14 protein-coding genes are annotated in these 14,034 nt (G+C 59.4%); 12 read left to right on the top strand and 2 right to left on the bottom strand.

Annotated features, from left to right (window positions below; genetic code table 11):
- Window positions 1-85: 85 nt before the first annotated feature.
- Both glmM and CHU71_RS10900 read left to right on the top strand, forming a co-directional pair.
- Window positions 86-1,429, top strand: coding sequence for a phosphoglucosamine mutase (glmM, locus tag CHU71_RS10905; protein ID WP_005527845.1), 1,344 nt, complete (start codon window positions 86-88; stop codon window positions 1,427-1,429).
- A 137-nt stretch (window positions 1,430-1,566) separates the two neighbouring features.
- Window positions 1,567-1,890, top strand: coding sequence for a hypothetical protein (locus CHU71_RS10900; RefSeq protein ID WP_052953227.1), 324 nt, complete (start codon window positions 1,567-1,569; stop codon window positions 1,888-1,890).
- Window positions 1,891-1,991: 101 nt separating this feature from the next.
- On the opposite strand, the gene CHU71_RS12880 is transcribed toward CHU71_RS10900, so the two are convergent.
- Together CHU71_RS12880 and CHU71_RS10885 are read right to left on the bottom strand one after the other, a co-directional pair.
- Window positions 1,992-2,231, bottom strand: a complete 240-nt coding sequence (locus tag CHU71_RS12880) for a hypothetical protein (protein ID WP_187272076.1) — start codon at window positions 2,229-2,231, stop codon at window positions 1,992-1,994.
- A 1,677-nt stretch (window positions 2,232-3,908) separates the two neighbouring features.
- Window positions 3,909-4,703 (bottom strand): dienelactone hydrolase family protein, encoded by a 795-nt coding sequence (locus CHU71_RS10885; protein WP_147761065.1) that lies wholly within the window; start codon window positions 4,701-4,703, stop codon window positions 3,909-3,911.
- A 317-nt stretch (window positions 4,704-5,020) separates the two neighbouring features.
- Here CHU71_RS10885 and glmS point away from each other — a divergent pair, with 317 nt between their 5' ends.
- The 10 genes from glmS to groES all read left to right on the top strand — a co-directional run bounded on the left by glmS (window position 5,021) and on the right by groES (window position 14,019).
- The gene (glmS, locus tag CHU71_RS10880) at window positions 5,021-6,892 is read left to right on the top strand and encodes a glutamine--fructose-6-phosphate transaminase (isomerizing) (protein WP_147761064.1); all 1,872 of its coding nucleotides are present in this window, start codon (window positions 5,021-5,023) and stop codon (window positions 6,890-6,892) included.
- 128 nt (window positions 6,893-7,020) lie between these two features.
- Window positions 7,021-8,112, top strand: coding sequence for an alanine racemase (gene alr / locus CHU71_RS10875; RefSeq protein ID WP_086892045.1), 1,092 nt, complete (start codon window positions 7,021-7,023; stop codon window positions 8,110-8,112).
- On the top strand, window positions 8,109-8,573 hold the full coding sequence (gene tsaE, locus CHU71_RS10870; RefSeq protein WP_147761063.1) for a tRNA (adenosine(37)-N6)-threonylcarbamoyltransferase complex ATPase subunit type 1 TsaE: 465 nt from the start codon (window positions 8,109-8,111) through the stop codon (window positions 8,571-8,573). The genes alr and tsaE overlap by 4 nt, the downstream gene beginning before the upstream one ends.
- Window positions 8,574-10,166, top strand: a complete 1,593-nt coding sequence (locus tag CHU71_RS10865) for an aspartate:alanine exchanger family transporter (protein ID WP_147761062.1) — start codon at window positions 8,574-8,576, stop codon at window positions 10,164-10,166. It abuts the gene before it with no gap.
- Window positions 10,167-10,272: 106 nt separating this feature from the next.
- The gene (locus tag CHU71_RS10860; RefSeq protein WP_005527863.1) at window positions 10,273-10,740 is read left to right on the top strand and encodes a hypothetical protein; all 468 of its coding nucleotides are present in this window, start codon (window positions 10,273-10,275) and stop codon (window positions 10,738-10,740) included.
- Window positions 10,740-11,408, top strand: a complete 669-nt coding sequence (tsaB, locus tag CHU71_RS10855; protein ID WP_147761061.1) for a tRNA (adenosine(37)-N6)-threonylcarbamoyltransferase complex dimerization subunit type 1 TsaB — start codon at window positions 10,740-10,742, stop codon at window positions 11,406-11,408. The genes CHU71_RS10860 and tsaB overlap by 1 nt, the downstream gene beginning before the upstream one ends.
- Entirely contained in the window at window positions 11,405-11,881 is a 477-nt protein-coding gene (rimI, locus tag CHU71_RS10850; protein ID WP_005527865.1) for a ribosomal protein S18-alanine N-acetyltransferase, read from the top strand. The genes tsaB and rimI overlap by 4 nt, the downstream gene beginning before the upstream one ends.
- Window positions 11,878-12,933 carry a tRNA (adenosine(37)-N6)-threonylcarbamoyltransferase complex transferase subunit TsaD gene (gene tsaD, locus CHU71_RS10845; protein ID WP_147761060.1) on the top strand — a complete coding sequence of 352 codons (1,056 nt, stop codon included), beginning with the start codon at window positions 11,878-11,880 and terminating at the stop codon, window positions 12,931-12,933. Before rimI ends, tsaD begins: the two co-directional genes overlap by 4 nt.
- Before the next feature lie 105 nt (window positions 12,934-13,038).
- Complete coding sequence (locus CHU71_RS10840; RefSeq protein ID WP_147761059.1) at window positions 13,039-13,467, top strand: hypothetical protein; 429 nt, start codon at window positions 13,039-13,041, stop codon at window positions 13,465-13,467.
- 249 nt (window positions 13,468-13,716) lie between these two features.
- Window positions 13,717-14,019, top strand: coding sequence for a co-chaperone GroES (gene groES, locus CHU71_RS10835; RefSeq protein WP_180298343.1), 303 nt, complete (start codon window positions 13,717-13,719; stop codon window positions 14,017-14,019).
- Window positions 14,020-14,034 lie beyond the last annotated feature (15 nt).

The following is a 14,034-nucleotide window of genomic DNA, read 5'->3' as shown; positions in this document are numbered from 1 at the left end:
GAAGCGACGGCTTGTGCCGTTTTCGCACCCGGCAAGGCTTACCTCATGCTGCGTGGTAGTGGGGCCAACGTGCATAATTGAATCCATGACTCGACTTTTCGGAACCGACGGCGTTCGTGGTCTCGCGAATGAAAAACTCACCCCTATCCTGGCTCTGCGGTTGGGACAAGCGGCGGCGCAGGTGCTCACGGCAAACCGTGAGTCTTATGAGCGCCGCCCACTAGCCATCATTGGACGCGACCCCCGTGTCTCCGGCGAAATGCTGGATGCCGCCATTGCTTCTGGCCTGGCCTCCCGTGGCATCGACGTCGTGCGGGTGGGAGTTTTGCCCACCCCAGCTATTGCATTCCTGACCGATGATTATGGGGCAGACCTGGGCGTGATGATTTCCGCATCCCACAACCCGATGCCAGACAACGGCATCAAGTTCTTCTCCGCGGGCGGCAAGAAGCTGCCTGACGACGTCGAGGATCGGATCCAGGCCGCCATGGAAACCCTGACTGAGAATGGGCCTACGGGTACCAAGCTCGGCCGCATTATTTCCGAAGCTCCGGACGGTCGTGAGCGCTACCTGAAGCACCTAGCCGAGGTGGTCACCACTGATCTTTCCGGAATCAAGGTAGTTGTTGACACCGCAAACGGTGCCGCCTCGAAGGTTGCGCCGAAGGCATACGCGGATGCCGGTGCTGAGGTCATCGCAATCCACAACAAGCCGAACGCGTTCAACATCAATGAAGACTGCGGTTCTACCCACATCGAGAAGACCCAGGCGGCCGTGGTGGAACATGGCGCTGATCTCGGCTTGGCGCACGACGGTGACGCGGATCGCTGCCTGGCTGTCGACGCCGAGGGAAACGTCGTTGACGGTGACCAAATCATGGCCCTTCTGGCAGTGGGCATGAAGGAAGAAAATGACCTGCGTTTCAACACTCTCGTTGCAACGGTGATGTCCAACCTTGGCTTGAAGCTGGCCATGCAGGAGCAGGGCATTGAGGTTAAGGAAACCGCTGTCGGTGACCGCTACGTGCTGGAAGAGCTCAACCGCGGTGACTACTCGCTGGGCGGCGAGCAATCTGGACACTTGGTTCTGCCTGATGACTGCACCACTGGTGATGGCACCCTGACTGGTTTGTCCATCATGGCTCGCATGGCTAAGTCGGGGAAGTCCCTCAAGGAACTGGCATCAGTGATGACTGTGCTGCCGCAGGTGCTCATTAACGTGCCTGTCTCTGATAAGTCCAGCATCATGTCTTCCGCCGAAGTACTGGAAGCAATTGCTGTAGCAGAAGAAGAGCTCGGTTCCACCGGCCGCGTGTTGTTGCGTCCGTCTGGCACGGAGGAGCTGTTTCGCGTGATGGTTGAGGCCGCTGAGAAGGAGCAGGCCCGCAAGGTTGCTGGAAGGCTCGCAGCTGTAGTCTCCGCAGTCTAATCCGCAGACTGAGCGGTAGCCGGGAACCACGAATTTCTTGTGGTTCCCGGTTTCTGTAGTTTTGGGGGAACCGTCAGAGGCAAAGCGCAGTCCAATAAGGGCAGGAATTGATCTCGGCTGGCCTAGGAGTGCCTACAGTGACGGATGTATTTTTTGATGAGCAAGATATAGCTCAGCGTATTAACCGCGTCTTGGATGAGACACAAATTCAACGCATCGCCCATCTAGCAGATGCTCCCTCGTTTCCGCCCAGTGCCGCTGGGCGCGACTTTGCGGGACATGGGGCGCGGATTCAGGAGATGTTGGAACGCCTGCATGAGAGAGGCACGTGGCGTTTGGACAATATAGCTTCGCACGCCGAAGCAGTACGGGCGCAAGTACAGGAATTTTCAGAGGCCGATATTGAGCATTCTGGGAATTTGACTCGCGTAACTCCGGACTTGGCGGGAGGGGAGAAATGAGCACGGCTACTAAGTCTTTGTTAGGGGACTATTCGCAGGCGGTGTCGCAGTTTCAAGCGGCAAGCCAAGGCTCATATAGTGGTCCGAGCACGCCGCTTGACCTACTCGGGAGCATGATTGGTTCTGTTGACGGAATCAAGCCTCAAGAGCTGGTGCAAGGCACTATCGCGGCGATGGGCGGTAAACGCCCAGGACGTGGCGGGGGAGGGCTGAAGGGTTTCCTTGCAGGGGTAGTGCTGAGCATTGCCGGCGACGCTTTGCTGGAACACCTCGGCGGTGTGCAGGAGGACTTCGAAAAAGAACGGGACGAGGCGGATGAGCTGACTGATAAAGCGCAACAATGCTCTAACGCTATTGAAGAAATCGTCGATGTCTCTGACACAGCTTTGACGGAACTCATTTCTGCAGTTGTGCCATTGCTCAACATCTTGACCATGATCGCGGCAAAGCATCCGCTAGGGCGTTTCATCGTTCCCATTATCTCGACCATTGGCGCTGACCTTATCGAGCGCACGAATGACACAATCGTCAATACATGCCGTGACCGGGACTCCGCAATTGAACAGTGCTACGACAAATTCGAGGAGAGCTGCACAAAGGTTTGTGAACGCCAGCTACCCGAAACCGCACCAGAGCCAGCTCGCAAGTGCCCGCAGCCAGCGGCAGAGACACCTTGTCAGCCCAGTTCACCAGGCGGGGTGACCCCAACGGCGCCTGCGCAAAAAACTGAACCACTGACAGCAGGGGGCGCTGATCCAGTCGTCGAGAAGCAAGCGTGTGAGACGAAGCCAAGCAACGCGCCCAAGGAGGAGTCGCACCCAGAGCCGAATCCAAAACCCAAACCAGAACCAAAACCTGAACCAAGACCTGAACCAAGACCTGAACCAAGACCTGAACCAAGCCCAGAACCACGGCCTGAGCCGTGTCCCAAACCGGAGCCCAAGACTCAGCCAGCACAGGTGCCGTGTCCGGAAGAACCAGAACCAAGACCTGAATCAAAACCAGACCCAGAGCCGTGCCCGCAGCCAGAAGAACAAAAACCTGTGGAGAATGAAGAAACACCCACGGATGACTGCGAGCACGATTGCAATGACGAGGCTCCCGTTGCCGAATGCGTGCCAGAGCAAGCATGCTGTGGTTGCTTGGGTGCGCTCGGGGTTGGAGTAGCCATCATTGGGGTTGGGCTTTTAATAGCGGCGGCAGCAGAATGCCTTGAGAATATGCCGGAACCTGAGGTGCCGGCTCCCGAACTGCCCCCAGCACCAGAGCCGCCAGCACCAGCACCTGAGCCATGCCCAGAACCAACTAATGACGGCGTGATTCCACCACCACCGGAGCTAGCGGAAGTAAAGGAACCGCCGCCACCGCCGGAAAAGGTGGCACACATGCAGGCCGCTACGGCGCCTGAACCAGTAGCTGTACCGCAGGAATCTGCTGCTCCAGCGCCGGCCCCGGCCCCTAGCCCGGCGCCTGCTCCGGAACCGGCGCCCACACCGCAACCAGAAGAAAAGACAGTTCACGCACGGAAGGCAGGGCAGTGGTAATGGCACCAGTAAATGATGAGTTTGCAGAGTTTGCGCGGGGGTTTAGGGAGCGCACCGCAGCCCGGCTGCTTGAGTTTGAAAAGGCGATGGCGAAGGCACAGGATGAGCTCGAGAAGTCAGCTGAGAAAGCTACTGCAAGAGCACACATGGCTAAACAATCGCCGCAGTCGCAGACTGAGCGGCGACATCTGGGGCAAGGTCAGGTGGCCCAAAATCCGGCAGCGCAACGTCATATAGGAACATCCGGCCAGGTTAGTTCCTATAGCAGGAGGGGCAACAGGCAAGTGAAGTCGGTGTTGCGGAGAGGAAATTAGTGCATCACATAGCCAGGTGCTGGCCAAAATGCACAATGCCAGCCCGTGTTTAGCGGACTGGCATTGTGTTAGCTAGGCACCGGCGTGGTGTCTGTGGCATTTCAGTGGCCGTTTAGCTGCCCTTTTAGCCGCGGTGGATGCCTGCCTTTTGGGCTAGCTCTTAACCGAAGTAGCTCGTAACGCCTTTGGCAGTGGCGTCAGCTTCAGCGAAGTCGTCGTACTTAGACTCACCGGCCAGAGTGGAAAGCAGGAAACCGGTTACTAATGCTCGTGCCGTTTCGGTCGCTCCAGCCTGGAACACGCCCGAGCCGATGGCTAGCTTGACCAAGCGATCCTCAGTGAAACCAGCCTGTGTTCCCTTGGCGAGCTCGCGGTAGGCGACCTTGCCGCCCCAATTGTTTGCCAGCTCGGCCGGGTTACCCGCGCGGAACAAATCCTCGCGCTCAGAGCCCAAGATCAGTGCTGGGGCGGTAATCGAGCGGGCTGCCGCGTAGGAAGAAGGCGCAGTATCCGCTGGATAAATCGCAGCAACGGCGCGAACCTTCGGGTTATCAACCGCAGTCAAGGCAGCGACGCCGCCACCCATGCCGTGGCCTACTACGCCAAGCTTGGACGGAGAAACCGCAATCTTGCCGGTTCCCAGCTTTACGCCTGCAGCAATTTGCAGCGAAGACTCCAAATCTGCCGCCAAGTTGCGGTGATTTGGCACTAGGCCGGTTTCCGTATCTGGAGCGACTACAACGATTCCCCAGCTTGCCAAGTGACGCAGCGTGGCGTGGTAGTTCTTGACCTTCTTGGTCCAATCATGGGCGAATGCCACAGCAGGCAGGCCTTTTCCCTCAGCCGGGGTATAAACCTTGCCGTTAATACCGGCGTAAGAAAGGTCGCCGACGAGAACGCGGTGCGGGCCGCGCTTGGACAGAGTTCCTAGATGCTTCTTTAGATTCGCAGACACGCATTCCAGAATAGAGGAAGAACGCCTTTGGGCGGTGGATAAGCGCCGCGAAAGGCTGCGTGGGGCTTGTGCAGCGTTGCGAAAAAGGGGGCGTCGTCAAGCGCAAAGCATGCAAAGAATGTGTGAATCTTGTCATTGGCAAACTTCAACCAATAGAAGCAAACAAAACGGAATGTTTCTAAACGCGCAGGTTAGTCCCAGTCCGAATTGTCTTAAAGGACGATCTAGCTGGGGCTTTTCTTCTGCTTTTAGGGGGGTTTATTACATGCAGATTGAGAAGATAACGGCGCGGTTCTTATGCGGTAGGATTTAAGCCTATGTGTGGAATTGTTGGATATGTAGGTCACTGCGCTGATGACCGTGAATACTACGCCATGGACGTCGTGCTTGAGGGCCTTCGCCGCCTTGAATACCGAGGTTATGACTCCGCTGGTGTCGCGATGTACGCCGATGGTGAAATCGGTTGGCGCAAGAAGGCAGGCAAGGTTGCGGCGCTCGACGCCGAAATCGCAGCTCGTCCGTTGGCGGACTCTGTCTTGGGCATTGGTCATACTCGTTGGGCAACCCACGGTGGCCCGACGGACCTGAACGCTCACCCGCACGTCGTTGATGGTGGCAAGCTGGCAGTCGTGCACAACGGCATCATTGAGAACTTCGCTGAGCTGAAGACTGAGCTGGCTGCTAAGGGCTACAACTTTGTTTCTGAGACGGATACTGAGGTTGCAGCAACGCTTCTGGGAGACATTTTCCACAACGAAGCTGGCCAGGACCTTACCAAGGCAATGCAGCTGACCGGCCAGCGCCTCGAGGGCGCGTTCACTCTGTTGGCTATTCATGCCGAGCAGGCCGACCGCATCGTGGCTGCCCGCCGCGACTCGCCGTTGGTTATCGGTCTGGGCGAGGGCGAGAACTTCTTGGGCTCTGACGTCTCCGGCTTCATTGACTACACCAAGTCCGCAGTGGAGATGGAAAACGACCAGGTTGTCACCATCACCGCTGACGAGGTTGTCATCACCGATTACGCAGGCAACCCGGCACAGGGCAAGCCATTCGAGATCCTGTGGGACGCTGCTGCTGCAGAAAAGGGCGGCTTCAACTCCTTCATGGAGAAGGAAATCCACGACCAGCCAGCTGCCGTGCGTGACACTCTTTTGGGCCGTTTCGACGAGCAGGGCAAGCTGACTTTGGACGAAGTCCGCATCGATGAATCAATTTTGAAGTCCATCGACAAGATCATCGTCATCGCCTGCGGTACTGCGGCTTACGCTGGCCACGTTGCACGCTACGCCATCGAGCACTGGTGCCGTATCCCAACCGAGGTCGAGCTCGCGCACGAGTTCCGCTACCGCGATCCGATTGTGAACGAGAAGACGCTCGTCGTTGCTCTGTCTCAGTCCGGTGAGACCATGGATACCTTGATGGCTGTGCGTCACGCACGCCAGCAAGGTGCCAAGGTGATCGCTATCTGTAACACCCAGGGTTCCTCCATCCCGCGCGAGGCAGATGCTGCGCTCTACACCCACGCTGGTCCGGAAATCGCCGTGGCTTCCACCAAGGCCTTCCTGGCGCAGATCACCGCCACCTACCTGCTCGGTCTCTATCTTGCACAGCTGCGCGGCAACATGTTCGCCGACGAGGTCAACGCTGTTCTGCAGGAACTGCGTGACATGCCGGACAAAGTGCAGAAGGTCATCGACAATGAGAAGCAGGTCTACGACCTTGCCGTCTCGATGCAGGGTTCTGACTCCGTCCTCTTCCTGGGCCGCCACGTTGGCTTCCCAGTAGCGCTCGAGGGCGCGCTCAAGCTCAAGGAGATTGCTTACCTGCACGCTGAGGGCTTTGCCGCAGGCGAGCTCAAGCACGGCCCAATTGCGCTGATCGAGGAGGGCCAGCCGGTCTTCGTCATCGTGCCGTCTCCGCGCGGGCGTGACTCCCTGCACGCCAAGGTCGTCTCCAACATTCAGGAGATCCGCGCCCGCGGTGCCATCACCATCGTTATCGCTGAGGAGGGCGACGAGGCAGTGGAGGCATACGCTAACCACGTCATCCGCATTCCGCAGTCTCCGACGCTGATGCAGCCGTTGCTGGCTACGGTTCCGCTGCAGATCTTTGCTTGTGGCGTGGCCACGGCCAAGGGCTACGACGTCGATCAGCCGCGTAACCTGGCTAAGTCCGTCACTGTCGAGTAGGCGAGTAGCGCTACTTTTAAGGCTGGGATTCCACCGTTGTGCGTGGAATCCCGGCCTTAATTATTGACGGGTCCGCATTTTCAGGAGTCGGAGGCGATTGCGCTTGGGCCCAGTGGCACAATAGACCCATGCTTCGAACCAGAATCGACCTTGATGCCATCGCTCACAATGTCTCTTTGTTGAAGGAGAAGGTGGCGCCCGCGCAGCTCATGTGCGTGGTGAAAGCTGACGCTTATGGGCATGGCGTCAAGGAAGTAGCGCCCATCATGGCGGCGGCAGGCGCGGATGCTTTTGGCGTCGCCACCCTTGATGAGGCCATCGAGCTGCGCCGCAGTGGCATCGATCAGCCCATCGCGGCTTGGATTTGGGATTCCACGGACGAGGTAGCGGAAGCACTGGCTTGCCGGGTCCACATCGGCGTGCCTTCGCTCACCCACGCGCGCCGCCTAGTGGAGATGGAAGTCGCCGCGAAGGTGTACATCAAGGTGGAGACGGGCCTGCATCGCTCCGGCGTCGACGAGTCTGATTGGGACGAGGTCTTCGCGCTGCTTCGCGATGCCCCGCAAATCGAGGTCTTGGGCCTCATGTCCCACTTTGCTTGTGCCGACGAGCCCGATAATCCTTTCAATGATGAGCAGGAAGCGACTTTCCGCCGCGCAATTGAACGCGCACGTGCTGCTGGTCTCGAGTGTCCTATCAACCACTTGGCCAATTCCCCGGCTGTGCTGGACCGTCCCTCTGCTCACTTCGAGCTCGTGCGTCCAGGCCTTGCGTGTTACGGGCTTGAGCCGATTCCCGGGCGCGACCATGGGTTGAAGCCTGCGATGACGTGGGCGGCGTCGATTGTGAATGTAAAACCCATCGAGGCTGGGGAGGCGACCAGCTATGGCCAAACCTGGCATGCAGAAAAGCGTGGGTTCTTGGCCACAATTCCGTGTGGTTACGCGGATGGATTGCCGCGCGATTTCCAGGGCAAGTTGCACGTGGGTATCGGCGGCAAGCTCTACCCGCAGGTGGGTCGCGTGTGCATGGATCAGATTGTGGTGGACCTTGGCGATAACGAGTACGGCGTGCAGCAGGGCGATGAAGCCATTATCTTCGGGGTGGGCGGCATGAGCGCAACTGCGCTTGCCGAGGCTGCCGGAACCATCAACTACGAAGTGATCTGCCGTCCGACCGGACGTTCCGTTCGGAAATATGAAGGGGGAATTCGGAAATGATCGGTGATTTTTCCAACTCGGGAAGCCGCGAAATTGCCACCGCTGACGCAGCCCGCGAGTTCGGAAAAGAGCTCGGTGCAGTGTTGGAAGCTGGAGATTTGGTGATTCTTGACGGTCCTCTGGGCGCGGGAAAAACCACCCTTACGCAGGGAATTGCCGAGGGGATGCAGGTCAAAGGCAGGGTAACCTCACCCACCTTTGTGATCGCCCGTGAACATCGCTCCTTGGTGGGCGGACCGTCCTTGGTGCATGTTGATGCTTACCGGCTATTGGATCATTCGGAAGATCCTCTTGGTGAGCTCGACGCCCTAGACTTAGATACCGAGCTCGAAGACGCTGTGGTCGTTGCCGAATGGGGCGACGGATTCATGGACCAGCTGTCGGAGGCTTATCTCTTCATCAATATCAACCGCGAACGTGATGATGACACTCGAGTCATCACTTGGAACTGGGTGAACTAAATGCTTTCCTTCCTTGCTGAACAACCTCTCCTGGCACTTTTTCTCATCATGGCGGTAGGTTTAGCTGTCGGCAAGGTAAGCGCCTGGGGCGTCTCCTTGGGCGCCGCTGCCGCGATGTTCGTGGCTCTGGGTCTTTCCACGGCGAATCCGGACATCGCGATTCCGCCCTTTGTGTATCAGTTCGGCCTGGCGCTCTTCGTGTACGTCATCGGCCTGAACTTTGGCCAGTCTTTCTTCCGCGACTTCCTGTCCCGCGGTTGGAGGTTATCTCTGCTCATCGTCATAATGTTGCTGATCTTGGCAGGCGTCACGATTGGCTTCTTGCATGCATTCGACCTAAATCCGGCTATCGCGGTCGGTACCCTCGCAGGATCTATCTCCTCGACGCCGGGTATGGCCGCGGCCGTCGAAGCTTTGGGCGGCGATTCCACGCCTGTGGTCGGCTACTCGCTGACTTACCCGGGCTGCGTCATCGGCACCATCATCGTTGCTGCCATCGGGGCGAAACTGCTGAAGGTTAACCACATCGATGACGCCAAAGCCGAAGGTATGATCGCCGCGCCCCTCGAATGGAAGGGTGTGCGTTTGGGCCGCGACTTTGCGGGAACAATCGACGATCTTTCCGCCATCACTGGCGAACGCATCATCGCAACCCGACACATCAACAACCCGCACGACCACAACTTGGCCTACCCGGAGCTGCCGCTGCGCAAAGGCATGGAGATTATCGTCAACGGCACTGATGAGGCAATCGACAAGGCCATCGCCGTACTCGGCGAAGAGATCTACGTGAACCTGCACGAGGAAGATGGTCTGGTCTACCGCCGCGTCACCGTCTCCAATCCCGAGGTCGCCGGCCGCACTATTGATGAGCTCAACACCGAGGACAAGGGTTTCATCATCGCCCGCGTGCGCAAAGGCGACTCCGACGTGGTCCCTGCGCCCGAGATGGTGCTTAACTATTCCGACCGCGTCCGCGTCATCACCGCGCCAGGCCGCCTTGACGACGTCCGCCGCTACCTCGGCGACTCTGAGTCCAAGCTCGGCAACGTAGACCTCCTGCCGTTTGCCCTCGGGCTCTTCCTCGGCCTCGCCCTCGGCGCTATTCCAATCCCGCTGCCGGGCGGCACCACTTTGAGCCTTGGCTTCGGCGGTGGCCCCATTGTTATGGGCCTTATCCTCGGCGCCGTCGGACGTTCCGGCCCTATCAACTGGCAACTGCCTTTCCACGCGAAGCAGACTCTGTCCACATTGGGACTCACGCTCTTCCTGGCCGGTGTCGGTACCTCGGCTGGCGGTAGCTTCCGCGCCGCGCTTTCCGATCCTTCCTCCCTCATCTACATCGGCGTCGGCCTAGCGCTGACTCTCATTTCGGCACTCGGCCTGGCTGCGGGCAGCATGCTCCTGTTCAAGCTGAAATTTGACGAGGCCATGGGCGTCGTCGCCGGCATGACCACAAACCCGGCCATCATGGCCTACCTTAACCCGCAAACCGGCACCCAACTCGCGGAAAGGGGATACGCCACGGTCTATCCCACATCGATGATCGGCAAGATTCTGGTCTGCCAGGTGCTCGCGCTGCTGCTGGTCTAGGAGCAAAGACGCACGGTGCGGCGGCTACCGGATGGCTAACCTTCCAGGCGCTTCTTGTAGGATTAGCGGGGTCAACTACCCGTGACGTGCAAGGAGCGCTTTCATTATGACCAAATTCGGTCAATTCATCACCACTTTCCTCATCGGCCTGTTCATCATCGCCTTGGGCGCCATGATTGCACTGTCCAACATGCGTGAGCAGCCGCCAGTGGAGCGCACCCTGGAAAGTGCAATTTCGTCTCTCGACAAAACCAACCTCAGCGTCAGCGCCGTTGTTCCAAGCGAGGTCCTGGGCCACAAGTGGCAGGGCATGACCACTATCTGCGCTGACACCACGAAGTCCGAAATCAAGGAAATCTACGGCATCAATGCAGAAGATTTGGGCATCACCGAAGACGTGGACAAGAACACCAATTACTTCGTAGCTATTGGCGGCCCAAACAAGTTCTATGCAGAAAAGCTCAACCGCGAGAAGATTAACCTGTGCCCAACGGGCCAGCCGCTGCAGCCTGCTTCGACTCAGAGCATTCTCCCGTTCGTCAAGGAAGGCGAGACCTGGAAGCTGGCCGCCTAATGCGCGTCCTCGCCATTGATACCGCCACCACTGACCTCGTGACCGGCGTGGTGGATACCGAAACCGGTGCAGTCACTGAGCGCATCCTGACCGACACCCGCGCGCACAACGAGCAGCTCATCCCCACGGTTGAGGAGCTGCTGCAGACCACGTCGCTGACTTACACGGACCTTGACGCCATCGTGGTCGGTTGCGGTCCGGGTCCGTTCACCGGCTTGCGCGTGGGCATGGCCACCGCATCTGCGCTTGGTGACGCCCTTTCCATTCCGGTCCACGGAGTCTGCACACATGATGCCATCGCGGCGTCGGCAGCAGCACAGGGCCGCACCCTCGTGGCCACCGATGCCCGCCGCAAGGAAATCTATTGGGCAACCTATGAGGATGGGCAGCGCGTGGAGGGGCCGGACGTCGTCAAGCCTGCGGAGATTCAGGTCGCCGTGGACTCCGTAATCATCCCGGATAACCTCGTGGCAAAGCTTCCCGAAGAGCTGCAGAACCTGCCGCACACCGCGGCGAACCCACGCCCGGCGGGCCTGGTGGCTGTAGCCAACCTGGATGCCTCTCCGGAGCCGCTGACCCCGCTCTACCTGCGCCGGCCTGACGCGGTTCCGCCGAAGCCGAAGCCACGCTCCGCCGCGCTTCCTGACGTCGCCGGGCTCAACCTGTGAAACTCCGCGAACTCACCGCGGCAGACGCGCCCCGCTGCGCAGAGCTAGAAATCGTGCTCTTTCCGGGCGAAAGCCCGTGGCCAGCGGCGGCGTTCGTGCAGGAAATTGCCCAGCCGCACACGTTTTATCTCGGCGTAGAGGACGAGGAGACCCACACGCTCGTGGGCTATGCCGGAATCGGAATGATGGGGCCCGCGGCGGACCCGGAATTCGAGATTCACACCATCGGCGTCGACCCTGCCGCGCAACGCCGCGGGGTAGGGCGAATGATGATGGACAACATCGTCTACATCGCAGATCTGAAGAACGCGCCGGTCTTCCTTGAAGTTCGCGTGGGCAACGACCCAGCAATTGGTCTGTACGAAGCCTACGGTTTCATCAAAACCGGCATCCGCCGCAATTACTATCAACCTTCTGGCGCAGACGCGCACACCATGTTTCGGCCGCGCTCAAGTGAAAGGACCGCGAAGTGAAAATCCTAGGAATCGAGTCTTCCTGCGACGAGACCGGGGTGGGCATCATCGAGCTTTCCGCAGATGGGCATATGGAAATCCTCGCCGATGCCGTGGCTTCCTCGATGGAACAGCACGCACGTTTCGGTGGCGTGGTGCCCGAGATTGCTTCGCGTGCGCACCTCGAGGCGATGCCGCAGGTGATGCGCGCAGCCTTGGACGAGGCAGGCATTTCTAAGCCGGACGCCGTCGCCGCGACGGTAGGGCCGGGGCTTGCGGGCGCGCTGCTCGTGGGCGCTTCCGCGGCGAAGGCCTATGCTGCGGCGTGGGGCGTGCCTTTCTACGGCGTGAACCACTTGGGCGGTCACGTGGCGGTGGCGAACCTGGAAGGGGAGGAGTTGCCGCATGCGGTGGCCTTGCTGGTCTCCGGCGGGCATACTCAGCTGCTCGAGGTACAGGCCGTGGGCAAGCCGATGAAGGAGCTGGGCTCCACGCTTGACGACGCCGGCGGCGAGGCCTACGACAAAGTCTCCCGCCTGCTGGGACTGGGCTACCCGGGTGGCCCGGTGATTGACAAGCTGGCGGCGCAAGGCGAGGCCACTATCGACTTCCCGCGCGGTTTGTCGCGTGCGGAGGATTTGCGCGGCGAGCACCGCCATGACTTCTCCTTCTCAGGGCTGAAGACGGCCGTGGCGCGTTACGTGGAAAAGGCGGAGAAGGAAGGCCGCGTGGTCTCCATCGAGGACGTGTGCGCCTCCTTCCAAGAGGCCGTGGCGGACGTGCTGACGGCCAAGGCCATCCGGGCGTGCCAGGACACCGGCGCGAAGGTGTTGCTGCTGGGCGGCGGTGTGGCTGCGAACTCGCGGTTGCGTGCGCTTGCGGCCAAGCGCTGCGAGTCGGCGGGCATTGAGTTGCGGGTGCCGCGTTTCAAGCTGTGCACGGACAACGGCGTGATGATTGCGGCTGTGGCGGCGCAGCTGATTCACGAGGGCGCCGAGCCTTCCGGCTTGGCGTGCGGTACGGATACCCAGCTTGAGGTGGAAGTTCCGTTGGTCGCAGCGGCTGCGCGCTAACGTTCACCTAAAGTTTGCCTTCCTCCGGATGCGGGGTGGTGAAACCGGCGGTAATCTGCAGATCCGATACTGCCCACTTGGCTTTAAAAGGAGCTCTCATCCGCCATGACCACCGGTTTTCTTGTCAACCCTGATCTGACCCGCCGCAAGATCGAGTTCGAGCTTGAGCACGCCAACCAGTTCCTCGGTGGCGCTACCGAGGATCGCGTTTCCGTAGTCTTCCAGGACGACGGTTCCACCTACGCAGCACTCTTTAACCCACAGGCCAAGGCGGTGGGCGCGGAACCGAACCCGGTTGCCTCCCTGGCTCGCAATGCAGCCGACACCGGCAACTCTGCATTCCTGCAGGACCCAATCCGTGCGATTTCCGGCCCGGTCATCTTCGTCGAGGCGGATGGCGAGTCCGACAACTTTGATGCCGTCATCGACGCCGTCGAGAACGGCATCCGCGCGGTGCGCAACTACCGTGAGGATTTCCCGGAGGAGTACAACCTGTGGCGCGCAGCGGTAATTAATTCCGACAAGTCGTTCTAAGTTCCGCACCACGCATTCCGAATCTGCCCCGCTTAGGCGGGGCTTTTCGTATATTCGCTAAGGGCGAACGGCGCGTGTCCGGTGTTTGTTGAGGGCTAGCAGTCGCGAGGGTAGAGTGCTAGGAAGGTTGTTTGACCCACAGTTGTTCACCCGCGACGACGGCTGTGCTGGACATCCACAACCGGCACATACAACTAACTTCCCGCTCCGCCACGAACCGTGGGGCAGGCAAAGATTTCATACGGAGGAATCATCATGGCAAACATCAAGCCGCTGGAGGACAAGGTCCTCGTTCAGATCGTCGAGGCTGAGACCACCACCGCTTCTGGTCTTGTTATCCCAGACTCTGCAAAGGAAAAGCCGCAGGAGGCTACCGTCGTAGCCGTAGGCCCGGGCCGTTGGAATGAGGACGGAGACGAGCGCATCGCCCTTGACGTTAAGGAAGGCGACACCGTTATCTTCTCTAAGTACGGCGGCACTGAGCTGAAGTACGACGGCCAGGAGTACCTCCTGCTGTCCGCACGCGACCTGCTCGCTGTCATCGAAAAGTAACCGAGAAGTAGGCGA

Origin of the sequence: Corynebacterium sp. LK14 (genome assembly GCF_008042215.1) — a bacterium.
Classification (GTDB): Bacteria; Actinomycetota; Actinomycetes; order Mycobacteriales; family Mycobacteriaceae; genus Corynebacterium; species Corynebacterium striatum.
Note: the sequence above shows the minus strand (reverse complement) of the source record. Positions and strands in the feature narration are given on the sequence as shown.